16 protein-coding genes and 2 pseudogenes are annotated in these 22,069 nt (G+C 59.5%); 5 read left to right on the top strand and 13 right to left on the bottom strand.

Annotation, left to right across the window (positions count from 1 at the left end):
* The first annotated feature begins 41 nt into the window (after positions 1 to 41).
* Together aspS and AC0L4F_RS00795 are read left to right on the top strand one after the other, a co-directional pair.
* A complete protein-coding gene (aspS, locus tag AC0L4F_RS00800; protein WP_244684141.1) occupies positions 42 to 1,895 on the top strand; it encodes an aspartate--tRNA ligase in 1,854 nt (617 codons plus the stop codon).
* Positions 1,896 to 1,995: 100 nt separating this feature from the next.
* On the top strand, positions 1,996 to 2,700 hold the full coding sequence (locus AC0L4F_RS00795; protein WP_244684139.1) for a GNAT family N-acetyltransferase: 705 nt from the start codon (positions 1,996 to 1,998) through the stop codon (positions 2,698 to 2,700).
* 76 nt (positions 2,701 to 2,776) lie between these two features.
* Here the strand turns inward: AC0L4F_RS00795 and AC0L4F_RS00790 are convergent, their stop codons facing one another.
* The 3 genes from AC0L4F_RS00790 to AC0L4F_RS00780 form a co-directional block, all read right to left on the bottom strand.
* Complete coding sequence (locus tag AC0L4F_RS00790) at positions 2,777 to 4,399, bottom strand: FAD-binding oxidoreductase (RefSeq protein ID WP_244684136.1); 1,623 nt, start codon at positions 4,397 to 4,399, stop codon at positions 2,777 to 2,779.
* A gap of 29 nt (positions 4,400 to 4,428) precedes the next feature.
* Entirely contained in the window at positions 4,429 to 4,905 is a 477-nt protein-coding gene (locus tag AC0L4F_RS00785) for a nuclear transport factor 2 family protein (protein ID WP_244684134.1), read from the bottom strand.
* A gap of 66 nt (positions 4,906 to 4,971) precedes the next feature.
* Positions 4,972 to 5,592: a glutathione S-transferase family protein gene (locus tag AC0L4F_RS00780; protein ID WP_244684131.1), complete on the bottom strand. Its 621-nt coding sequence runs from the start codon at positions 5,590 to 5,592 to the stop codon at positions 4,972 to 4,974.
* Between the two features lie 115 nt (positions 5,593 to 5,707).
* Between AC0L4F_RS00780 and AC0L4F_RS00775 the strand changes: the two genes are divergently transcribed.
* The gene (locus AC0L4F_RS00775) at positions 5,708 to 6,607 is read left to right on the top strand and encodes a LysR family transcriptional regulator (protein ID WP_244684129.1); all 900 of its coding nucleotides are present in this window, start codon (positions 5,708 to 5,710) and stop codon (positions 6,605 to 6,607) included.
* A 178-nt stretch (positions 6,608 to 6,785) separates the two neighbouring features.
* On the opposite strand, the gene gyrB is transcribed toward AC0L4F_RS00775, so the two are convergent.
* The 7 genes and pseudogenes from gyrB to mutM form a co-directional block, all read right to left on the bottom strand.
* Positions 6,786 to 9,203, bottom strand: coding sequence for a DNA topoisomerase (ATP-hydrolyzing) subunit B (gene gyrB / locus AC0L4F_RS00770; RefSeq protein WP_244684127.1), 2,418 nt, complete (start codon positions 9,201 to 9,203; stop codon positions 6,786 to 6,788).
* Positions 9,204 to 9,298: 95 nt separating this feature from the next.
* The gene (gene recF / locus AC0L4F_RS00765) at positions 9,299 to 10,411 is read right to left on the bottom strand and encodes a DNA replication/repair protein RecF (RefSeq protein WP_473445831.1); all 1,113 of its coding nucleotides are present in this window, start codon (positions 10,409 to 10,411) and stop codon (positions 9,299 to 9,301) included.
* A 16-nt stretch (positions 10,412 to 10,427) separates the two neighbouring features.
* A complete protein-coding gene (dnaN, locus tag AC0L4F_RS00760; RefSeq protein WP_244684125.1) occupies positions 10,428 to 11,546 on the bottom strand; it encodes a DNA polymerase III subunit beta in 1,119 nt (372 codons plus the stop codon).
* A 163-nt stretch (positions 11,547 to 11,709) separates the two neighbouring features.
* Positions 11,710 to 13,125 (bottom strand): chromosomal replication initiator protein DnaA, encoded by a 1,416-nt coding sequence (gene dnaA, locus AC0L4F_RS00755; protein WP_244684122.1) that lies wholly within the window; start codon positions 13,123 to 13,125, stop codon positions 11,710 to 11,712.
* 507 nt (positions 13,126 to 13,632) lie between these two features.
* Complete coding sequence (gene rpsT / locus AC0L4F_RS00750; protein ID WP_244684120.1) at positions 13,633 to 13,896, bottom strand: 30S ribosomal protein S20; 264 nt, start codon at positions 13,894 to 13,896, stop codon at positions 13,633 to 13,635.
* 196 nt (positions 13,897 to 14,092) lie between these two features.
* Positions 14,093 to 14,868: pseudogene (locus AC0L4F_RS00745) on the bottom strand (enoyl-CoA hydratase).
* A 64-nt stretch (positions 14,869 to 14,932) separates the two neighbouring features.
* Positions 14,933 to 15,784 (bottom strand): bifunctional DNA-formamidopyrimidine glycosylase/DNA-(apurinic or apyrimidinic site) lyase, encoded by an 852-nt coding sequence (gene mutM / locus AC0L4F_RS00740; protein WP_244684118.1) that lies wholly within the window; start codon positions 15,782 to 15,784, stop codon positions 14,933 to 14,935.
* Positions 15,785 to 15,870: 86 nt separating this feature from the next.
* On the opposite strand from mutM, the pseudogene ubiE reads away from it, so the two are divergent.
* Together ubiE and ubiB are read left to right on the top strand one after the other, a co-directional pair.
* Positions 15,871 to 16,637, top strand: a pseudogene (gene ubiE, locus AC0L4F_RS00735) (bifunctional demethylmenaquinone methyltransferase/2-methoxy-6-polyprenyl-1,4-benzoquinol methylase UbiE).
* Position 16,638: 1 nt separating this feature from the next.
* On the top strand, positions 16,639 to 18,174 hold the full coding sequence (ubiB, locus tag AC0L4F_RS00730) for a 2-polyprenylphenol 6-hydroxylase (protein ID WP_244684115.1): 1,536 nt from the start codon (positions 16,639 to 16,641) through the stop codon (positions 18,172 to 18,174).
* A 100-nt stretch (positions 18,175 to 18,274) separates the two neighbouring features.
* On the opposite strand, the gene AC0L4F_RS00725 is transcribed toward ubiB, so the two are convergent.
* From AC0L4F_RS00725 to AC0L4F_RS00715, 3 genes are all read right to left on the bottom strand, one after another.
* A complete protein-coding gene (locus tag AC0L4F_RS00725; protein WP_244684113.1) occupies positions 18,275 to 18,496 on the bottom strand; it encodes a hypothetical protein in 222 nt (73 codons plus the stop codon).
* 195 nt (positions 18,497 to 18,691) lie between these two features.
* Positions 18,692 to 19,387, bottom strand: a complete 696-nt coding sequence (locus tag AC0L4F_RS00720) for a flagellar hook capping FlgD N-terminal domain-containing protein (RefSeq protein ID WP_244684110.1) — start codon at positions 19,385 to 19,387, stop codon at positions 18,692 to 18,694.
* 10 nt (positions 19,388 to 19,397) lie between these two features.
* Positions 19,398 to 22,061: a flagellar hook-length control protein FliK gene (locus AC0L4F_RS00715; RefSeq protein WP_244684108.1), complete on the bottom strand. Its 2,664-nt coding sequence runs from the start codon at positions 22,059 to 22,061 to the stop codon at positions 19,398 to 19,400.
* Positions 22,062 to 22,069: the final 8 nt, after the last annotated feature.

Below are 22,069 nucleotides of genomic sequence, written 5' to 3'. Positions count from 1 at the left end.
GTGTATCGGCGCGAACCGCAAAGACCCACCGGAGCCCGCAAATGCACGCCTATCGCAGCCAAACCTGCGCCGACCTGAACAAATCCAACGTCGGTCAAACCGTCCGCCTCTCTGGCTGGGTGCATCGCGTCCGGGATCATGGTGGCGTCTTGTTCATCGACCTGCGCGACACATATGGCATCACCCAGGTGCTGTGCGATTCCGACAGCCCGGCTTTTGCCGCCTTGGAAAAGGTCCGCTCGGAATGGTGCATTCGCATTGATGGCGAGGTCAAGGCGCGCGACGAGAGCCTGATCAACCCCAAGCTGCCCACCGGTGAAATCGAGGTCTATGTCCGCGACATGGAAGTGCTGGGCGCATCAGAGGAATTGCCGCTGATCGTGTTCGGCGATCAGGAATACCCCGAGGAAACCCGCCTGCGCTATCGCTATCTCGACCTGCGCCGCGAGGTGATGCAGAACAACATGAAACTGCGCTCCGACGTTGTGGCCTCGATGCGCCGCCGGATGTGGGACAGCAATTTCCGCGAATTCCAGACCCCGATCATCACCGCATCCAGCCCCGAAGGCGCGCGTGACTTCCTTGTGCCGTCCCGTCTGCACCCCGGCAAATTCTATGCCCTGCCGCAGGCGCCACAGCAGTTCAAACAGCTGATCATGGTGTCCGGCTATGACAAATATTTCCAGATCGCGCCCTGTTTCCGCGACGAAGACCCGCGCGCGGATCGCAGCCCGACCGATTTCTACCAACTCGACCTCGAAATGTCATTTGTTGAGCAGCAGGATGTGTTCGACACGATCCAGCCCGTTCTGACCGGCATTTTCGAAGAATTCGGTGGTGGCCGGAAGGTTGACCAGGAGTGGCCGCAGATTTCCTATCGCGATGCTGCGCTGTGGTATGGCAGCGACAAACCCGACCTGCGCAACCCGATCAAGATGCAGGTCGTGTCCGAACATTTCGCAGGCTCTGGTTTTGCGATCTTTGCCAAGCTGCTGGAACAGGACGGCACCGAAATCCGCGCCATTCCCGCACCCAAGGGCGGCAGCCGCAAATTCTGTGACCGGATGAACAAATTCGCCCAGGAACAGGGCCTGCCGGGCATGGGCTATATCTTCTGGCGGGAAAAAACCGCAGATGCCGTGGCGCAAGAGCTGGGCATCAAGGTAAAAGAAGCCCAGGCCAAGCTGAAATCGGGCGAGATCGAGGGCGGCATGGAAGCCGCCGGTCCGCTGGCCAAGAACATCGGCCCCGAGCGCACCGAAGCCATCCGCCAGCAATTGGGTCTGGATGTCGGCGATGCGGCGTTTTTCCTTGGTGGCAAACCCAAGGCATTTGAAACCGTCGCCGGCAAAGCGCGCAATGTCATCGGCGAAGAGCTGGGCCTGACCGACAAGGACCGTTTCGCCTTTGCCTGGATCGTCGATTTCCCGATCTATGAGAAAGACGAAGAAAGCGGCAAGATCGATTTCGAACACAACCCGTTCTCGATGCCGCAGGGCGGGATGGATGCGCTGAATGGCGATCCGCTGGATGTGCTGGGCTATCAATATGACCTGGCCTGTAACGGCTATGAACTGGTCTCTGGCGCGATCCGGAACCACAAGCCGGAAATCATGTTCAAAGCGTTTGAAATCGCCGGTTATGGTGCCGACGAGGTCAAGAAACGCTTTGGTGGCATGGTCAACGCCTTTCAATATGGCGCGCCGCCGCACGGGGGCTGTGCCGCCGGTATCGACCGGATTGTCATGCTGTTGGCCGATCAGGACAACATCCGCGAGGTCATCATGTTCCCGATGAACCAACGCGCCGAGGACCTGATGATGTCCGCCCCATCCGAACCGATGTCGGATCAGTTGATGGAATTGGGACTGCGGGTGATCCCGCAGGACAGCTAGGTCTGGCGGCATTGGCGCATGGCGGAAAGACACCGGTTTTTCCCCATTGCGCCAATTTGCCAACCCCCTATCCTGCCCTGAACTGACGAAAGCCGATGCGATGAACGTTCTGGGTGAAAAAGTCGAAGACTGGGCCCCGCCGCCGACCCCGAAAGGTGCGGTGATGCAAGGCCAATATGCCCGGCTGGAGCCGCTGGATGCAGAACAGCACGCCGCTTTGCTGTTTCGCGCTTTTGAAGGCCATGACGCGCGCTGGGACTACATGTCCTACGGCCCGTTCCATTCCGCCGCGCAATATCATCGTTGGGTGCGGGAAACCGTTGTGGCACCGGGTCAGGTTTTCTATGCGATCAAGGATCTGGACAGCGGCAAATTCGGCGGAGTCGCGAGCTATCTGCGGATCAACCCGGCGGAAGGCTCGATTGAAGTCGGCAACATCCAACTTTCGCCCGATCTTGCGGGCAGTCGCGCCGCGACTGAGGCGATGTATCTGATGATGCAATGGGCGTTTCAGGCCGGGTATCGGCGCTATGAATGGAAATGCAATGCGTTGAACCTGCCGTCGCGCCGCGCCGCGCAACGGCTGGGTTTCAGCTATGAAGGCGTCTTTCGTCAGGCGATGGTGGTCAAGGGCCGCAACCGCGACACCGCCTGGTTTGCCGCAATCGACCGTGAATGGCCCGCCTTGCAAGAGGCGTTTTCCGCTTGGTTGGCGCCGTCAAATTTCGACGCGGATGGCCGCCAGAAAGAGCGGCTGAGCGATCTGACCCGGCTGGTGCGTGCCGCCAACGACCCCACGCTTTAGAGGTTTGAGGACATCGCCGCCGGGCAGCGGATGGCGTGCGCCCCCACTGTGACAGGCAGGCGCGCAGTCACCCGGGTTACCCAAAGGTTTCGAACTTGATCTGATTGCTCCCGATCCCGGCCTGTTCAAGGCCCGATTTAATGCCCATCATGAACCCCAGCGGACCGCAGAGCAGGAATTGCGCGTCAGGGCTTATGTCCTCGGGCAGCAGGCTTTCTGTTTTGATCCGGCCCTGGACGTCATGGTGCAGACCGATTTTGTCCTCTGGGTTGGGCGCGCTGAAAAAGATGTGTTTCTCGATGTTTGCACGGGCCGCGACAAGCGCGTCGACTTCATCGCGCAGGGCGTATTGGCGTCCATTCCGTGTGCCGTGGACAAACCGGATTTCGCGGTCACTGCCCTGGGCCACAAGCTGGCGGAGCATGGCAAGCATGGGTGTTATCCCGACGCCGGCGCTGACCAATATGATCGGTCCATCCCCTTTTGGAACCACAAAATCACCGGCGGGCGGCTTGGCCACGATCACATCACCGATCTGCACGTGGTCGTGCAGAAATTGCGAGGCAAGGCCAGCCGGCTCACGTTTGACCGTGATCCGGTAATGCCCTTCACCTGATGTGTTCGACAGGGAATAGGTGCGGCGCAGCGTGCTGGCCTGCCCGGGAATGGTCAGCACAATGGGCAAATGTTGACCGCCAAGAAACGGCGCGGGCGCGGTGCCGTTCGCGGGCCTCAGGTGAAAGGACGTGATGCCCTCGGCCTCTACCACTTTATCGCTGACAATCAGGTTGCTGGCGGGGGTGGGTTTGGCCGACCACCGCAATGACAAGGCGGCGGGGCGGTCGATCACGGCGTCGATTTCAACCTCGATCACGCGCAGGATGCTGGGGTCGCGGGCTTCGGCTGGGGTCCAGTCAATGCTGGCCCGTCCGGTCACATGCAGCAAGCCGCCACTGGCGAAATCGACAAACAGCAGACCGATACGCGGGTCTTCCAACAGATTGCCGATGGTGTTGAAGAAATTGTTGCCGGTGTAATCGGGAATACGCAGGCGATTGGGGCCGACCACCCGGACAAACCCCGCCTCGCCCCCCCGGTGAGAGGCGTCAAAGCCGTTAGAAACAGCGCCCTGCGGACCTTGGCGCCCTGACCCGATGAACAGCGTATCGGCGGCGGCGATCCGGGTAATCTGATCCTGGGTCAGCTGGTCGGTTGCCACCGCCTCAACCGGTGCGATCAGGGGTTCACGCCACCATTCCCGTTCATTGATGTATTTCGGGCAATTTCCAAACGACTGGCGCACATCAATGGCAAATCCGCCCGGCGTGGGGCGCATTTGGCCGGTCATCCGGTTGCGGCGACGGGTGGCAAGCTCGATCCCGACAACGCCAATATCCACCTGCGCCCCAAGGCCCGCCGCCAATGGATCACTTGGATCAACCTGCGTGGACAGGGTGAGCGTCCGGGGATCTGGCGACTGGATAAACCCGTCTTCCCCCTCAACAATTGTGGCCCAAACCCGGCCCTTTGCATCGCTGGAGGCGACGACAAGAAAGGGCTGCGCCTGAAAAAACGCGCGGTGTTGCGCGGGCATGAAATCGCGGATGAACGGGCAGGCGCGTTCTGCAATGTCGCTGGCGCCAGCGCGTTTTTGTGCAGCCAATTCGCCGCTGTGAAAAGGGGCGTTCCGATCCGGCATTGTCCTGATCCTTTTGCAGTTTTTCGGGGTCAGAGGTCCAGATCGCTTAGTCCCGGATGACCGTCCGGTCGCCGCCCAAGGGGCCAGTGGAACTTGCGCTCTTTTTCCGTGATCGGGTGTTCGTTGATGCTGGCAAACCGATTGGCCATATAGCCGTTTTTGTCGAATTCCCAATTCTCGTTCCCGTAGGCACGGAACCAGTTGCCGCTGTCGTCGTGGTATTCATAGGCGTAGCGCACCGCGATGCGGTTGCCCGCATAGGCCCACAACTCCTTGATCAAACGATAGTCGAGTTCCTTGGCCCATTTGCGGGTCAGGAACGCCTCGATCTCGGCATGGCCTTGTGGAAATTCGGCCCGATTGCGCCACTTGCTGTCGGGGGTATAGGCGCGCGTGACTTTGGCCGGGTCGCGCCCGTTCCAACCATCTTCGGCAAGACGGACCTTCTCAATCGCGGTGTCGCGGGTGAACGGGGGCAGAGGATGGCGGGGGGCGATATCGGTCATCGAAAAATCCTTGGCTGGCAGGGGATCGGGTGAAGGTGCAGAAAGCGGCCTCCACCCAACACAGGATCAGGCAACAAGGCCCGCTGCGGTGGCGGGCATCGCTTCAAAGCCATCAAGCGCCTCGAAACGGGTGAGCCAGGCGCGCACATTGGGATAGGGGTCAAGCGAGATATTCCCTTCGGGCGCATGTGCCGTATAGGAATAGGCGGCAACGTCGGCGATGGTTGGGCGATCCCCGACCAGCCAATCGCGCCCCGCCAAACCCGCTTCGAGCTTTTGCATCGCCTTGGCGGCGGTTGCGGCGGCAAAATCGGCATTCAGCGGCGCGCCAAACACGGTAATCAGACGGGCGGCACAAGAGCCAAAGGCGATTTCACCCGCCGCCAGCGTCAACCAGCGCTGCACGTTGGCCTCACCCACCGCATCACTTGGCATCCAATCGGGCGCATATTGGCGCGCAAGATAGACAAGGATGGCATTGGAATCCGACACGATCACATCGCCGTCTTCCAGAACGGGCACCTGACCGTTCGGGTTCATCGCCAGAAATTCCGGCGTCTTGTGGGCGCCCGCCGCCAGATCGACATGAACCGCGTCATGGGCAATCCCCGCAAGCTTGGCAAAGACCAAGGCACGGTGGGCATGGCCAGATTTCGGAAAGTGGTGAATGCGAACGGCGTTGGACATCTTTCAGCTCCTGCTTTGTGTTTGGCGTGTCTGCCCCATCAGATGCCACTTGCGCATCTGGATGATAATTGCCACTTTCAGAGGATGTTTAAGCCCCCACAGGGCGCAATGCGCCATGGATAAGATCGACCGAATGCGCGCCTTTGCATTGGTTGCAAAACACGCGTCCTTTACCACGGCGGCCAAACGCCTGGGGAAATCCGCGCGATTGGTCAGCAAATATGTTGCCGATCTGGAAGATGCGTTGGGGGTTCAACTGCTCAACCGGACAACACGCAGTGTTTCGCTGACCGATGCGGGCGCGACGTATCTGGCCATGTGCGAACCGCTACTGGAGGGTTTTGACGAGCTTGAAGAAACGGTTCGAAATGAACAAAGGTCATTGCGCGGGGTGATACGCATTTCCGCCCCGACCGGATTTGGCTCTGTCCGGCTTGCACCCTCGCTTGCGGCCTTTGCGGCGCAACATCCCGAGGTCGACATTGACCTTCGGCTTTCAGATCAAAGGGTTTCGATCATCGAAGAGGGGCTGGACCTTGCTGTGCGGATCGGCCCCATGCGCGACAGCTCGCTCAAGGTGCGGCAACTGGGGCCGATGCCCCTGATCGTGAGCGCGGCGCCCGCCTATCTGGAGCGTGCGGGAACACCGGCGCATCCAAACGCGCTGCCCACGCATGATTGCATTCTGGATGGCAACATGACGGACCCGACAATCTGGAGGTTCAATGTAGACGGAGCGCCGGTGGCGATTCATCTCACCGGTCGGCTCCGCGCGAATGCGCCCGCAGCGACGGCGCGCCTTGCCATAGCGGGGGCCGGCATCGCGCGTTGCCCGGCCTATTCTGTCGCCGAGGCTTTGCAGTCCGGTGCCCTGATCGAGCTTTTCCCGGAATATCGCGTCGCGCCCTACACCGTGGCCGCATTGTTCCCACAAAACCGCCGCCTGACCCGCCGCGTGCGCGCCCTGATCCACCATCTTGCGAATGATGAGGATATATCGACCGCAGGCTCCTGATGGATGGGCCGCTTTTCGAAGCCAGCCGAGGGTTGGCCCAATGCCCTTGTGTCCGATCAACCGGTTTGGGCAACAAGGCCCAAGCCATTGAATAGAAGCGGTTACATATATTCATACGCCATCCGTGACGCGCAAAATCATGCGCGCCACGCAGGTTTATCCGCTTGGCCGAAAGACCTCAGAAATCGAGGTTTTCCACACTCAGCGCATTCTTCTGGATGAACTCGCGGCGTGGTTCGACCACGTCGCCCATCAGCTTGGTAAAGATGTCATCAGCCTCGGCCAGATCGTCGATCTTGACCTGCAGGAATGTGCGCGCGTCGGGGTCGAGCGTGGTTTCCCAAAGCTGATCCGGGTTCATTTCGCCCAGACCTTTGTAGCGTTGCAGGGTGTTGCCCTTTTCGCCCTCTTCCAGAATGGCCGCCAACAGATCAAGCGGGCCCTGGATGATTTGCGAACGTTCCTTGCGGTGCAACGATGCGGCAGAGCCGTAAACTTCTTGCAGGTTCTGGGTGAAGGTTCCCGTGCGCCGGGCCTCGCCCGAGCGCAGCATCGGGCCGTCCAATGTCCGCACCTCTTCGACACCTCGCAGAATGCGGGCCAAACGGATACCGTGATCCTGGGTGATGCGACCGCGCCAACCCTTTTCGTATTCCAGCGCAATCAGGTCCAGCCGCCGCGCCACCTTGTCTGCGACGCCCTGAAGATCGGCATCGACAGCACCCGGCACAAAAGCCCCGGCAATGGCGGCCTGTTCAAGGATATGGCGCGGGTAATGCGTTGGAAAGGCGTCCAAAACCCGTTTGAGCTGCCGCGCCTCTTCCACCACGCGGAACAGATCCTGACCGGCCATTTCCGCGCCATCCGCCAGTTTCAGCGTCGCGCCGTCAACACCCTGATTCATCAGGTAGTCATCCATCGCGGCCTGATCTTTCAGATAGACCTCGGACTTGCCGCGCGACACCTTATAGAGCGGCGGTTGCGCGATATAGAGATAGCCACCTTCGATCAATTCCGGCATTTGGCGGAAGAAGAACGTCAGCAAAAGCGTGCGGATATGCGCGCCGTCGACGTCGGCGTCAGTCATGATGACAATCTTGTGGTAGCGCAGTTTTTCGATGTTGAATTCGTCGCGCCCGATGCCGGTGCCCAGCGCCATCACCAGATTGCCGATCTCCTGGCTACCCAGCATCCGGTCAAACCGTGCGCGTTCAACGTTCAGGATCTTACCCTTCAACGGCAGGATCGCCTGGGTGCCCCGGTCGCGACCGGTCTGGGCCGATCCGCCGGCGCTGTCACCCTCGACGAGGAACAATTCGGTCTTGGACGGATCTTTTTCCGAACAATCCTTTAGCTTGCCCGCAAGGAAGTTCACATCCATCGCCGATTTGCGGCGGGTCAATTCACGGGCCTTGCGGGCGGCTTCGCGGGCCATGGCGGCCTCGACGATCTTGCCGACAATCATCTTGGCCTGCGCCGGGTTTTCCTCGAACCATTCAGACAGCTTTTCGCCAACCAGATTCTCGACCGCTGGGCGCACTTCGGAGCTGACCAGTTTGTCCTTGGTCTGCGAGCTGAATTTTGGATCGGGCACTTTGACCGACAACACACATGTCAGGCCCTCGCGCGCGTCATCGCCGGTAAAGCTGATCTTTTCGCGTTTTGCGATTCCGCTTTCCTGTGCATAGCGCGTCAGGGTGCGGGTCAGCGCCCCACGGAACCCGGCAAGGTGCGCGCCACCGTCGCGCTGCGGGATGTTGTTGGTAAAGGGCAGCACCGTTTCATGATAGCTGTCGTTCCACCACATCGCCACTTCGACACCGATGTCGTCGCGGTCACCCGCCACATAAATCGGCTCTTCCATCATCGGGCTTTTGTGGCGATCCACGTATTTGACGAATTCCTTAACGCCGCCTTCGTAAATCAGTTCCACATGCAGCGGCTCTGCCGGGCGATCATCCTCAAGAATGATTTTCACACCGGAGTTGAGGAAGGCAAGCTCACGCAACCGCTTTTCCAAGGTGTCAAAAACATAGTCGAGGTTGGAAAACGTGTCGGTTGAAGCCAGGAACCGTACCTCGGTGCCAGATTCACCCACCGCATCGCGCACCACGCGCAGATGTTCGGTGGTCTCGCCATGTTCGAACTTGGCGTAGTGTTCCTTGCCATTGCGCCAGACGCGCAATTCCAACCAAACAGAAAGCGCGTTCACCACCGACACGCCCACGCCGTGCAAACCACCCGACACCTTATAGGAATTGCTGTCGAATTTACCGCCGGCGTGCAGCTGGGTCATGATGACCTCGGCGGCGGAAACGCCCTCTTCCTCGTGGATGTCCACGGGAATACCCCGGCCATTGTCACGCACGGAAACCGAGTTGTCGGCGTGAATTTTCACGTGGACATAGTCGGCATGACCGGCCAGCGCCTCGTCAATGCCGTTGTCCACGACCTCATACACCATATGGTGCAGACCCGAACCATCGTCCGTATCGCCGATATACATACCGGGACGTTTGCGGACAGCTTCTAAGCCTTTGAGAACCTTAATCGAATCCGCGCCATATTCGGGTGCGGGATTTGCTTGCTCGGACATGCGTTGCCTTCTTTTTCTCTCGCCCGAAATATAAGGTGTTTTTGGGGGCATGTCACGCAGATGCCACAATATTTTGTGTCACCTCTGCGTGGCCCCTAGGCGGGCGCCACCCGGGATTCGCCCACGGTTTCCGACACTTCGAACCGTTGCGCGCGATCCCCAAGGTCGGTGAACAATTCCGCGCCGGTGCCGGTCATCCAGGCCTGCGCGCCCAGCGCCCAGATTTCATCATAAAGCGCGGCGCGGCGGGCCGCGTCCAGATGTGCCGCGACCTCGTCCAGCAACAGGATCGGCGGGCTGCCGATGTCATTGGCCAGCGCGCGGGCATTGGCCAGTATCAGCGAAATCAAAAGCGCCTTCTGCTCGCCGGTGGAACAATCACGGGCCAGCGTACCCTTGGCGGTGTAAACCGCATGAAGATCGGTGCGGTGCGGTCCAATCATCGCCCGACCGACGATCATGTCGCGGGATCGGCTGTTGGCAAGGGCGGTGCGCAGCGCCTCTTCCCCGTCCGGCATGTCATCATCTGGTGCCGTCAGTTCCAGGGTACTGACCGGAAACGCGGTCTCGGCCTCTGCCTGGGCCGCAGCGATCCGCGTCAGGGTGGCCTGGCGATTGCCATGGATCACCGCGCCGGCACGGGCCATCTGCACCTCTAACGCGGCATACCAATGACCGTCGCGCGCCTGATCCTTGAGCAGACGATTGCGTTCCCGCATTGCCTTTTCGTAATCGAGCACCGCTTGGGCATGATCGGGGAAAAAGCTGAGCGTCATCCGGTCCAGAAACCGCCGCCGCCCATCTGCGCCTTCTATCCATAACCGATCCATTGCGGGGATTAACCACAGCACGCGGGCCAATTTGGCCAAAGCCACCTGTGCGGCGGGTTTGCCGTCCACCTTCACCTGCCGCGATGCGCCGTTTTCCGATTGGCTCTCAATTTCGCGCGGGCGGCCTTCGACATGCAACTCGCCAGAGATCTTCCAGCCCAATGCCTCGGGGCGGCGGGTCATATCCTCGGCGCTGGCACGGCGCAGCCCGCGACCGGGGGAAAACAGCGACACTGCCTCCAGGATATTGGTCTTGCCCGCGCCATTGTCACCAAACAGGGCCACTGGACGCGCATCACAGGTCATCGCCACATGTTTATGCGAGCGAAAATGCGACAGTTTCAGACGGGTCAGATGGCTGGGCAGCGCAGAGGGCAATCTGTGCCCTGCCCCGTTATACCCGCATCGGCATGACGACATAGACCGCGCTGGTGTCGTTGCCTTCGCGCATCAGGGTCGGATCACCGGAGGAATTGAACATGAACACCGCGTTTTCACGATCCACCTGGCTGGCGATTTCCAGCAGGTATTTCGCGTTGAACCCGATTTCCAGCCGCTCGTCGGCATAGGCCACGGCCAGCTCTTCTTCGGCTGCACCGCTGTCGGGCGCATTGACCGACAGTACCAGCCGATCTTCGTCAAGCGACAATTTCACCGCCCGCGAACGTTCCGAACTGACGGTCGCAACCCGGTCCACCGCGCGGGCGAAATCGGATGCATCCACTTCCAGCTTGCGGGTGTTGCCCTGGGGAATGACGCGGGTGTAGTCGGGGAATGTGCCGTCAATGACCTTGGACGTCAGGGTGATTTCGGGGGTGGCAAAGCGCACTTTGGTTTCCGACACAGAAACCGCGATTTCCATATCGTCATCATCCAGAAGCTTGCGCATTTCGCCCACGGTCTTGCGCGGGACAATCACGCCGGGCATTTCCGCCGCACCATCAGGCAGATCAGCGTCAATCCGCGCCAGCCGGTGACCATCGGTCGCCACACAGCGCAGAACCTTGCCGCCTTCGGCATCCGAGACATGCATATACACGCCGTTCAGGTAATACCGGGTTTCTTCCGTCGAAATCGCGAATTTCGATTTGTCGAACAACCGGCGCAGCACCGGGGCCGGGGCGGAAAAGTTCGACGAATATTCCGAGGTCGCCATAACCGGGAAATCTTCTTTTGGCAGGGTCGCCAAAGAGAAGTTGGACCGCCCGGCTTCGACCGTTAGACGACCATTTGTTGGCTCTTCGGTCAGCGTGACCAAGGCGCCGTCCGGCAATTTGCGGACAATTTCGTGCAATGTGACGGCAGAGACCGTCGTTGCACCGGCGCGCTCGACCTGGGCCGGGGCCTTGTCCACCACTTCGATGTCGAGATCGGTCGCCCGAAAGGACACGGTGTCCCCCTCCGCCTCGATCAGCACATTTGCCAGGATCGGGATGGTGTTGCGCCGTTCGACAACCGATTGCGCCTGCGCCACTGCCTTGAGCAATGTGCCGCGTTCGATACTGATCTTCATATCCCTGTCCCTCCGAAAGCCCGGAACCGGCACGTTAGCCGCATCCCCCATGTGCTCCAAGCCCTTTTCGGGCGTTCCTGTGAGGTTTCCAATGGTTTGAGGGGGGCGTCAAGGGTGCCGCAGGCAAGGAAAGTCTCTTGCCTGCTCTTTTGGCAACTATGGCCTAGGCTTCCAGCGTCCGGCGCAGCATTTCCAGATCTTCGGCAATCTGGCCATCCTGGATCTTCAACTCTTCAATCCGACGCACGCCATGCATGACCGTGGTATGATCGCGCCCGCCAAACCGACGGCCAATTTCCGGCAAGGACCGGCTGGTCAATTGTTTGCAGAGATACATTGCCACCTGACGCGGACGGGCAAAGACCCGCAGCCGCTTCGGCCCGACCAGTTCAGACAGGCGAATATTGTAATGCTCGGCCACCTGACGCTGGATTTCCTCGATGGTGATCTTGCGTTCCGATGCCCGCAGCACGTCTGCAAGACAATCTTGCGTCAGCTCCATGGTGATCGGCCGACCAACAAGCGACGCAAAGGCGAACAGCCGGGTCAGCGCCCCTTCCAGCACGCGCACGTTGGTGGAAATACGATGCGCCAGGAATTCCAGAACCTTTTCGTCCAACTCCAGCTCGGGATATTGCAGACGATGCGTGGCCAGTTTGGAATGCAGAATACCCAGACGCAGTTCATAATCGGTGGGGTGCAGATCCACCACCAGGCCCGATTGCAGACGCGACTGAATCCGGTTTTCCAGATCCTTGATTTCGCCCGGCGCACGGTCCGCGGAAATGATGATCTGTTTGTTCTGATCGACCAGCGCGTTGAAAGTGTGAAAGAATTCCTCTTGGGTGGAATCCTTGCCGGCGATGAATTGCACGTCATCGACCATCAGCACATCAACCGAACGGAAGATCTGTTTGAAATCCATCATCTTGCGGTCGCGCAGCGCCTGAACAAAGCGATACATGAATTGTTCGGCCGACAGATACAGCACATTCAAATGCGGCGAACGCGACTTCAGCTCCCATGCGATGGCATGCATCAGGTGGGTTTTGCCCAATCCGACGCCACCATAGAGAAACAGCGGGTTAAAGGTGACTTCACCGCCCTCGCCCACCCGGCGCGCGGCAGCATGCGCCAATTCGTTCGGTTTACCGACGACAAACGTGTCAAAGGTGAATCGTTTGTCCAAAGGTGCGCTTGGCAACAGATCAGCCATATCGGACCTCGGCATTGACTTGGGCTGCGACGACTTCGACGGGGCGGGTTTTGCCGGGCCGCGCGGCACCGGAGACATTTTGGCACTCTGCCCGGCCTGCGCCATTGGGCTGGTTGCCTTGTTCGCCGGCACGTCGAATTGAAGACGGCGCACTTCGGCGCCTGCCGTGCTCATCGTGTATTGCAGCAGCTCGCCATAATTCCGGTGCACATAGTTGCCCAGAAAACTGGTTGGCACAGCAAAGCGGGCGATCCCGTCTGTCACACCTTCGAATTCGAGCGGCTCAATCCAGTTGGCATAATTGTTTGCCCCCACGGTTTCCCGCAACTGCCCTTGTAGTGCTCCCCATTGGTCTTCTGTCATTTGTCCCTGCATCTGTTCCCGATTTTCCGGATGTCCCTCAACATCCGGTCCCTACTAATAGAACGCGCCGCACGGTCCCCTGCCGGATACCCAACAGCGTGCGCCTACCTGTACAGACACCTTTCCCGACCAGGGGTGAGTGCCCCTGGGAATCGGTATCTGGCCGAACCTAACTTGTTGGACATGGCTGTGAGCAAATGCTCTAACTCGTTCAAATTCCACCGCTTTCCGGTGGTTCTTTGACCAAGCCAGTCGTGGCAAATCGACTGTTTCCGCCTGTCCCCCCAACTTCACGACATGAATCGCAAGATGAACTTAGCAAGTCGCGCCGCGGAGCGGCAACCCAAACTAAATGTTGACTCAGGGAATGGCGAAAAAAATCTATCGGGCTGTGCAGACAGGACACAAACCCGCCAATGAAAGGCCTTTGAAACAAAAAAAGACACCCGAAGATCCGGGTGCCCTTGCGTTTTGTATAGCGACGTGGAAACGCGATTTCAGCGCGACTCAGCCGATGGCTTTGACCCGTGCGGCCAGGCGCGACATCTTCCGCGCGGCGGTGTTTTTGTGCAGGATACCTTTAGTAACGCCACGCATCAGCTCGGGCTGAGCGGCGCGAAGTGCGGCAACCGCAACCTCTTTGTCACCAGCTTCGATCGCTTCTTCTACTTTGCGCAGATAGGTGCGCATGCGCGAACGACGGGCTTTGTTGACGGCAAAACGTTTCTCGTTCTGGCGGGCGCGTTTTTTGGACTGGGGCGTATTTGCCATGCTGATCTTCCCTTTCGAGGGTCTGGTATTTTCAATAGCGCAATGCCGGACCGCCCGGACCCCGGCCAAAACTGGCACCGGTCTGAGATGATTTTAGCCTAAGCGGGCTGCACGCGCATGTATGGCGGCGGGATATACGCAACTTCGCCGCGTTTGCAAAGGCCAAATTTGGACAATCCGGCCTTTGCCTGTGTGATTACTTGTCGCGGAACTGCGGCTGACGCTTTTCCTGGAACGCTGCCATGCCTTCGGTCTGTCTTCGCTGGCAAACAGCGAATGGAACAGCCGCTTTTCAAACAACAGCCCCTCGGCCAGCGACACTTCTTCGGCCCGGTTCACGGCTTCCTTGGCGGCGCTTGCGGCCAGCATGGATTTTTCGGCTATTTTCTGGGCTGCGCCCTGGGCTTCTTCCATCAGCTTCTTGGCGGGCACCACGCGGCTGACAAGACCGGCGCGCTCGGCCTCTTCTGCATCCATGAAACGCCCGGTCAGGTGCATGTCCATGGATTTCGATTTGCCCACCAGCCGTGTCAAACGCTGGGTGCCGCCGAGCCCGGCAATCACGCCAAGGTTGATCTCTGGCTGGCCAAATTTTGCAGTGTCCGCCGCAATGATGAAGTCACACATCATTGCAAGCTCGCAACCGCCGCCCAGCGCATACCCCGCCACAGCGGCGATGATCGGCTTGCGCACACCCATGATCTGGGCATGTTCAGGACCAAAGAAATCCTGGGTGAAGACATCGACAAAGGACTTTTCGGACATTTCCTTGATGTCCGCCCCGGCGGCAAAGGCCTTGGCCGAGCCGGTCAGCACAATGCAGCGCACCTTGTCGTTTTTCGTCGCCTCGCCCAGCGCCTGACACAGCTCGCCCAACAATTGCGAGTTCAGCGCATTCAGCGCGTCGGGACGGTTCAGGGTGATGGTGGCAACGTGGTCTTCTACTTCGACGATGATCGTCTCATAGGCCATGTAAAAAGCTTTCCGTTGTTTCGGTCAGTTTCCCGTGCTTATCAGCTTGATTGCGCGGTTCAAGCTATCTTTGACAGTTGGCACAATAGAAGCTTGATCGCCCAGATTGCACGATACGGGCAATTGTATCGTCACAATCCGGGGTGCGACAGGGGTCGCCCTCGCGGCCATAAACATCAAAGCTGTGCTGAAAATATCCAAGTTCTCCATCGGCTTGGCGAAAATCCTTGAGCGATGATCCCCCCGCTTCAATCGCCGCCATCAACACGTCGCGAATGACCGGCACCAACGCGTGCATCTGTGTTTCAGAAAGATCACGCGCTTTGCGAATTGGGGATATTCCGCAACGAAATAATGCCTCGCACACATAGATATTACCCAATCCTGCGACGATTTTCTGATCCAGAAGCGCGGATTTGATCGGCGTGTTACGACGGGCCAACGCCGTGGCCAGGTAGGTTTCGCTGAAATCATTGCCCAAAGGTTCCGGCCCCAGCTTGGCCAGAAGCGGGTGATCTTCTGCGCCTACGGTCGGCAAAAGATCCATCGCGCCGAACCGACGCGGGTCGTTGAATGTGATGCGCGCCCCGCCCGCCATGTCGAAGACCACATGATCATGTTTTTCCGCCGACGGGTGATCACGCACAAACCGCCCCTGCGGATCGCCGGAAATCAGGATGCGGCCCGACATACCGAGATGGATCAACAGGGTTTCCCCGGAATCGAGGTCGGCCAGGATGTATTTCGACCGGCGCCGCAGGGCCAGAACCCGCCGCCCAGTCAGCCGCGCCGCCATATTCTCCGGAAATGGCCAGCGCAGATCAGGCCGATTTACCGCCGCGGCTGCGATCACGTCGCCCTCCATTGCCGGGGCCATGCCGCGGCGCACGGTTTCAACTTCGGGTAATTCGGGCAAGTCGGTGCTCCCATACAAAGGGCCGCATTGTGTCGGCCTGTCAGCGCACTATAACAACACGCAACTGGAACCAAACGGCAAGCCCCATGACGCAGGACAATCCCAAGACCACGCATTTCGGCTACCAAACGGTGCCCGAAGAAGAAAAAGCCGCCGCGTGCAGGGCGTTTTCGGCTCTGTTGCGTCCCGCTATGACGTGATGAACGACGCGATGTCGATGGGCATTCACCGGATCTGGAAAGATGCGATGATGGATTGGCTGGCGCCGCGCGCCGGGCAAAAGCTGCTGGATGTGGCGGGCGGCACCGGCGATATTTCGTTCCGTTTCCTGAAACGGGCGGGCGCAGGCGGGGCCGAAACGACCCATGCCACCGTATTGGATCTGACCGAGCCGATGCTGGTCGAAGGCCGCAAACGCGCCGAGGCCGAAAGCATGGCTGACAGCCTCGATTGGGTGGTCGGGGACGCGATGGCCCTGCCCTTTGCCGACAACAGCTTTGATGTTTACACCATCAGTTTCGGCATTCGCAACGTCACCCGGCCTGCCGACGCCCTGGCCGAAGCCTATCGCGTGTTGCGCCCCGGCGGGAGGTTGATGGTGCTGGAATTCAGCCAGATCCCCAATCCCGGCCTGCAATGGGCCTATGACCGCTATTCATTTAATGTCATTCCCGAAATGGGCCGGTTGATCGCCAATGACCGCGACAGCTATCAATATCTGGTGGAATCCATCCGGCAATTCCCCGACCAGGAAACATTCTTGCAAATGGTGCGCGACGCAGGGTTCGAACAGGCGAAATACCGCAATTTGACGATGGGCGTGGCCTGTCTTCATTCCGGTTGGAAGATCTAGAATGCGTGGACCGCACAATATTTTCCGTCTGATCCGCACTGGCGCAACGCTGGAACGTACCGGCGCCATGAATGACGTATTGGACGCGTTTGACGCGCCAACGCCGCTGCGCATTGCCGCCAAGACGTTGGGTTGGCCGTTCAAATGGCTGGGCTATCGTGGCGATCCGGCCCTGCCGCCGGTCAGCCGCGCGCTGACGGCGATGGGACCGGCCTATATCAAGTTCGGTCAAATCCTGTCGACCCGCCCCGATGTGGTGGGGGACGACCTGGCGCTGCAATTGCGCGTCCTGCAGGACAAATTGCCACCCTTTACCGTTGCAGAGGCCCGCGCCACAATTTCCGCCGCATTGGGCCAGCCTTCCGAGGCAATCTTTTCCGAAATCAGCGAACCTGTCGCGGCGGCCTCGATTGCGCAGGTGCACAAGGCCGTTGTCGCCGAAACCGGCGAAACCGTGGCGATCAAGGTGCTGCGCCCCGGCATCGAACGCGCCTTTCACCGCGACATCGACGCGTTTTACTTTGCGGCCAAAACCGTGGAATTGCTGTCACCGTCTTCGCGCCGGTTGCACCCGATGGAGGTGATCCGCCATTTCGAAGGCGTGGTGACAGGCGAATTGGACCTGCGCCTGGAAAGCGCCGCCGCATCGGAATTCGCCGCCAACACCAAGGAAGACGCCGGGTTTCAACTACCTGAAATCAAATGGCATTTGTCGGATCGCCGGGTGATGACCATGGGCTGGGCCGAGGGTGCGGCGCTGGGGGATAATGCCGCGCTGGACGCCGCCGGGCATGACCGGGTGGAACTGGCCGAACGCGTGCTGCAATTGTTCCTGAACCATGCGCTGCGCGACGGGTTCTTTCACGCTGACATGCATCAGGGCAACCTGAAGGTGGCGGCCAACGGCGATATCATCGCGTTTGATTTCGGCATCATGGGCCATATCGACGAATACACCCGCCGGGTTTACGCCGAAATTCTGTTTGGCTTTATCCGCCGCGATTACAAACGTGTCGCCGAGGTGCATTTCGAGGCCGGTTATGTGCCCGCCGACCGCGATGTCGATGAATTCGCCCGCGCCCTGCGCGCGGTGGGCGAACCGATTTTCGGCATGGATGCGACGCGCATTTCCATGGCCAAATTGCTGGCCTATCTGTTTGAAGTGACTGAACGTTTCGGCATGGAAACCCGGACCGAGCTGATCCTGTTGCAGCGCACGATGGTGGTGGTCGAAGGGGTGGCGCGCTCGCTGAACCCGCACACCAATATATGGGAGGTCGCCCATCCCATTGTCGAAAGCTATATTCGCAACAGCATCGGCCCGCGCGCTTTTCTGGAAGATCTGGCCAACACGGTAAAGGTTCTGGCGCGTTTCGGGCCCCGGTTGCCAGAGCTGGCAGAGGCCGCCCTGATTCAGCAGGTCGACAAAGCGGAACACAGAGACACGTCCCGCATTCTGCGCAGCCGGTGGCTGTTCCTGGCATGTGGGCTTGTGATGGGGGCGGGTCTGGCGGCGGTCTTCATTCCGCTTACCTGACCGTGGCCTTACGCCATCTTGGCGGCGCTGCCACCTTCGGGTGGCCAAACGCAAAACGGCGACCCAAGGGCCGCCGTTTCGTTTTTTGGGTCATTCAAACTCAGGGAGTTCCGGTCGAGCTGGACGTGCTCGAGGACCCACCATTGCCGCCACCGGCCGCAATCAAAACCAGAACGGTAACACCGCCAAGAATGGCGAGTGCAGTTGTATCGCCTTGAGTGGCGATAAATGGATCGGCCGCGACGTCAGCCGGTTCGGCCACTGCCGGAGCAGCAGACGCCAGCGTAACCGCTGCGGCCGCCGCCAATGCAAATTTCTTCATCATGTTCTCCAGACACTATTGGGTGAACACACACCCCACGCAGTTCCAGAGTACATTGAAATAGCTCAGGCTTCAAACCCGTTTGATCATGTTTTTGGCTCCGTTTTCGGCGCAAGCACCTGAGCGTCATTTCCGCAACAGTGGCGTTCATTTACTGCGGAAAACTGCCCCGAAACCCGATATTCTGCTGGTTTTTCATCCAAAAAATATACCGACACACGCTTTGGTTGAGTTACTCTCTGATACCGGTAACAAATCTGTCGCCAAAACATGCCCCCCCTTCAAAACGAGATAGGTTTGACCGTTGTCCACCCGTGCCTCTTGCACCCTGTTGTAGGTGGCCACCGACGTCACGCCAACAGACTCGCCATTGGAAAAATTTTCGACCGAAAAACTGTATTCCCCCATTGGCAAGGGTGCGCCGAACTCATCCACGCCAGCCCATTCAAATCGGGCCTGGCCAGAGGTCAGAGGATGCGACTGCTTCAGGTTTCCGGCCGCATCCCGCACCTCAAGCTGCGAAGTGTCCGCGCCGGTGACCGTGGTGACCGCAAGGGACAGAGGCGCGCCATCGAAATACCCCGGTGCATCGCTGCGTACCTCGCGCCCCACCCAAGAGGCCAAATCCCCCAACCCGCCGACGCTGAGGAGCGACATCATGTTTTGCAAAAGATCATTGGTCACGACCTGTTGCTCCACCGACGAAAACGTCGCCAATTGCGCGGCATAATCCGATAAATCGATCGGGTTCAATGGATCCTGATTTTGCGCCTGGGTGGTCAACATTTTCAGAAAGGTTTCGTAATCCGAACTCAGGATTGCCTCGCTGCTGGCGGGTGTGGGGGTATTTGTGGCGGCGGTTGTCACCGATGTCGTGCTTGATGAAATCATTTGGGGCCTCCTATAGCCGAATATCCAATCGCGTGGCGCCAAGAGCCAAGCGTTCAGCCTGGGGGGCTGTGGCGGGGGTGTCCGCGCCTTCGGTTGCATTGGATTGCGGCTCCTCCGCAACCTGACCGATGCCATCGCCGCCCGCGGCATTGCGATCGCGGCGGCCATTGAACGAGAATTCGAATGCGATGTCGTTGTAGCCAAGTTCGCGGAACGCCCGTTCAACGATGTCGATGTGACGCCGCATGAGATCATGGGTTTCCGGGCGTTCGCTAAGAATTTGCAACACAATCTGCCCGTCGCCCCCGGTCATCCGCATCCGCACATGGCCAAGCTCGTCTGGCCGCAGCGACAATTCGGTCACCTCGCCGGCGGCGCTTCGGGTAACAAGCGACAGTTGCTGCGCCACATCGCGGGCGACCATGGCATTTTGCATCTGTGCGGCGGGCTGCGGCGCAGTCACGCTCTGATGTGGAACGTCCCGCGTGGGCAGCGCGGCCAATTCGGACCGCAGCTGCACCTGTTGCGTTTCGACGCCCGGTTGGAGGGCATTGGGTTTGGCGGGATCGCCGCCTGATGCGTTGTCCGGTGGCGCGGCGATGCCCCGCGATGAAGGCTCCGCTTGTGATCCCGGCGTACTGTGATCTGTCGGCAAAGCTGCCTTGGTTTGGGGTTCTTGCGCACGGCCCAAATCGGATGCGGCCATGGTTGTCGGCACGTCCGGTTTTTCGCGACCTTGCCCCTGATCTTGCGCGGGCATCCCGTTCGCGGTTGAAATTGCCTCGGTTGGTCTGGCGGCGGGCACAATCCGGTCTGACCCTGTCAAAGCCCCCATTGGCGTCTCCGCTGCCCCTTCTCCCGCTGGCAAAGGTTGTGGCAATGCAACTCCCCCGGTGGCGTCCAGGGCCGCTCTGTGGGCTTGCGGCGTTGGCGGTGCCTCTGCTTGCGGTGATCTGACGGACGCAACAACGTCGGCCACCCCTCCGCCCGCCATTCCCGATGATTGCCCCAGATCCGTTGCGATTGGCGCATTAACCGCAGGCACAAGCGTTGTGGGGGGCGTTTGCGTGCTTTGAGATTGATCGGCGGCGACCGGTTTGGCACCCGCCTCATTGCCCATGATGTGCAAGACCTTCTGCGACCAGGCCAGTTCCGCCAAATTGCCCGGTTGTGACCCCTTGAACGGCGTCGGCAATGCCGTTCCGCGACGTGTCGGAGCCATATCAGAAGGCAAAGCATCTTCGGTGGCGGCAAACCTTTGCGGTTCGTTTGACGTGACCAACCTAACCTCTTGGTCAGATTGCAAGGTAGTCGCAGTCAACTGCGTTGCCGCTTCAGGTGCCGGACCCCTGTGACCGTTTGTTTCGGTCGGCGGATGCATCCGATCCCCTGAACCCGAAGCGATTTCCGGCGCTGCGGAGAGTTCAATTTTGGCCCCACCCGGGTTCAATTCAATTTCCTGAGGGGCGGCTGTGTTAAATCGGCCGGTCCCTGCCGGGGTTCTGTCTGTCTTTGTCAGCCCGCTGGCGTCGGTGTTTTCAGGATCGCGGGAATGTGACGGTCCTTGGCCCGCACCCTGCGGATCGACGGGCAGTTGACCATCAACCGGCAATGCATGTTGCTGATCTTTCGAGGCTACCTGCCCAAAACGCACCGAAATATCTGTCGTTTGAGGGGGAATGTCGGATCGCAGCCCATCTTCCGCCCGTGTAGAGCGCCGGATTTCGCTGTCGCCGGAAAGATCGGATGTCGGTCCAGACGACGGGATATGATGCGCGACGTTGGCCATCTGGACGGACGCCACCCCAGTGAATTCCGGGTCAATGGCCGGAGGTTGTAGCCGGGAAACGGCCGTCGGACGGCTTGGGTCACGGGCGTGATCCGGCTCGTCATCCACCGATGCGACCAGACTGGGCACTGCATCCATATGATGAACGGTTTCCACCGGATTTGGCTGGCTGGCACCCGCAAGACGCATGACATTTTTGATGATGCCAACGTTTGGATCATTCTCCGCCCGGCCCGTCGGCGACACAAACCCGGCTTCGACCGAAGCCTCCTCCGCAACCATGCCGAACGAAACCGGATCTTGTGCAAGGCGCAATTTTGGAATGATGTCACCGGGCTGGTGGCCATCAATGCGCGCCTGCGGCTCCCCTCGACGATCCAAATCACCGCTGCTCTCACGAACTGGCGCAAACACATTGGTATTGTGCAAGAAATGCGACCCTGAAACGCTCAGGCCCGGTTCCCGAGAGTTCTTTGGGACGACGCCGGACTCAGATGCGCCGCGATCGGCTTCGGCCATTTGGTCTTGGCTCATCGCGGTTGCAACATCCGCTTGCCGCAGCGTTCCGGTTCCCGGCTCTTCGGGTTCAGGCAGAATACCCTCTTCGTCCCAAGCGGCTTCGCACTCTGCCACCGCAGTGGAGCCAACCTCGACGGCTTTCGACGTTTGCTCTGCATGCACCGCCAACATGGGGTCACTTCTAACCCCATTCAGCTTGATGGCCCCATCCGCGAAGACCTTGGCAAAATCAATTGCCGCACCACCGCTGCCGGTCTTCGGATCCGCCGGGATCAAACCGTTCAACATCACGCGTGAATGCGATTTGCGCGCATCCGGCCCGGTGCGCGCCGTCAAAGATAAGGTCGTAGAAACGTCCGACTGCATGTGTTCTC

This window comes from Marinovum sp. J2-8 (assembly GCF_055808435.1).
This window is presented reverse-complemented; position numbering and strand designations above follow the sequence as displayed.

Coding starts and splice junctions, on each gene's coding strand:
- AC0L4F_RS00775 (WP_244684129.1), top strand. CDS start 5,708: ATGGATAAGATCGACCGAATGCGCGCCTTTGCATTGGTTGCAAAACAC.
- rpsT (WP_244684120.1), bottom strand. CDS start 13,896: ATGGCAAATACGCCCCAGTCCAAAAAACGCGCCCGCCAGAACGAGAAA.
- AC0L4F_RS00785 (WP_244684134.1), bottom strand. CDS start 4,905: ATGACCGATATCGCCCCCCGCCATCCTCTGCCCCCGTTCACCCGCGAC.
- dnaA (WP_244684122.1), bottom strand. CDS start 13,125: ATGACAGAAGACCAATGGGGAGCACTACAAGGGCAGTTGCGGGAAACC.
- AC0L4F_RS00720 (WP_244684110.1), bottom strand. CDS start 19,387: ATGATTTCATCAAGCACGACATCGGTGACAACCGCCGCCACAAATACC.
- dnaN (WP_244684125.1), bottom strand. CDS start 11,546: ATGAAGATCAGTATCGAACGCGGCACATTGCTCAAGGCAGTGGCGCAG.
- AC0L4F_RS00725 (WP_244684113.1), bottom strand. CDS start 18,496: ATGAAGAAATTTGCATTGGCGGCGGCCGCAGCGGTTACGCTGGCGTCT.
- aspS (WP_244684141.1), top strand. CDS start 42: ATGCACGCCTATCGCAGCCAAACCTGCGCCGACCTGAACAAATCCAAC.
- AC0L4F_RS00790 (WP_244684136.1), bottom strand. CDS start 4,399: ATGCCGGATCGGAACGCCCCTTTTCACAGCGGCGAATTGGCTGCACAA.
- AC0L4F_RS00780 (WP_244684131.1), bottom strand. CDS start 5,592: ATGTCCAACGCCGTTCGCATTCACCACTTTCCGAAATCTGGCCATGCC.
- ubiB (WP_244684115.1), top strand. CDS start 16,639: ATGCGTGGACCGCACAATATTTTCCGTCTGATCCGCACTGGCGCAACG.
- gyrB (WP_244684127.1), bottom strand. CDS start 9,203: ATGTCCGAGCAAGCAAATCCCGCACCCGAATATGGCGCGGATTCGATT.
- AC0L4F_RS00715 (WP_244684108.1), bottom strand. CDS start 22,061: ATGCAGTCGGACGTTTCTACGACCTTATCTTTGACGGCGCGCACCGGG.
- AC0L4F_RS00795 (WP_244684139.1), top strand. CDS start 1,996: ATGAACGTTCTGGGTGAAAAAGTCGAAGACTGGGCCCCGCCGCCGACC.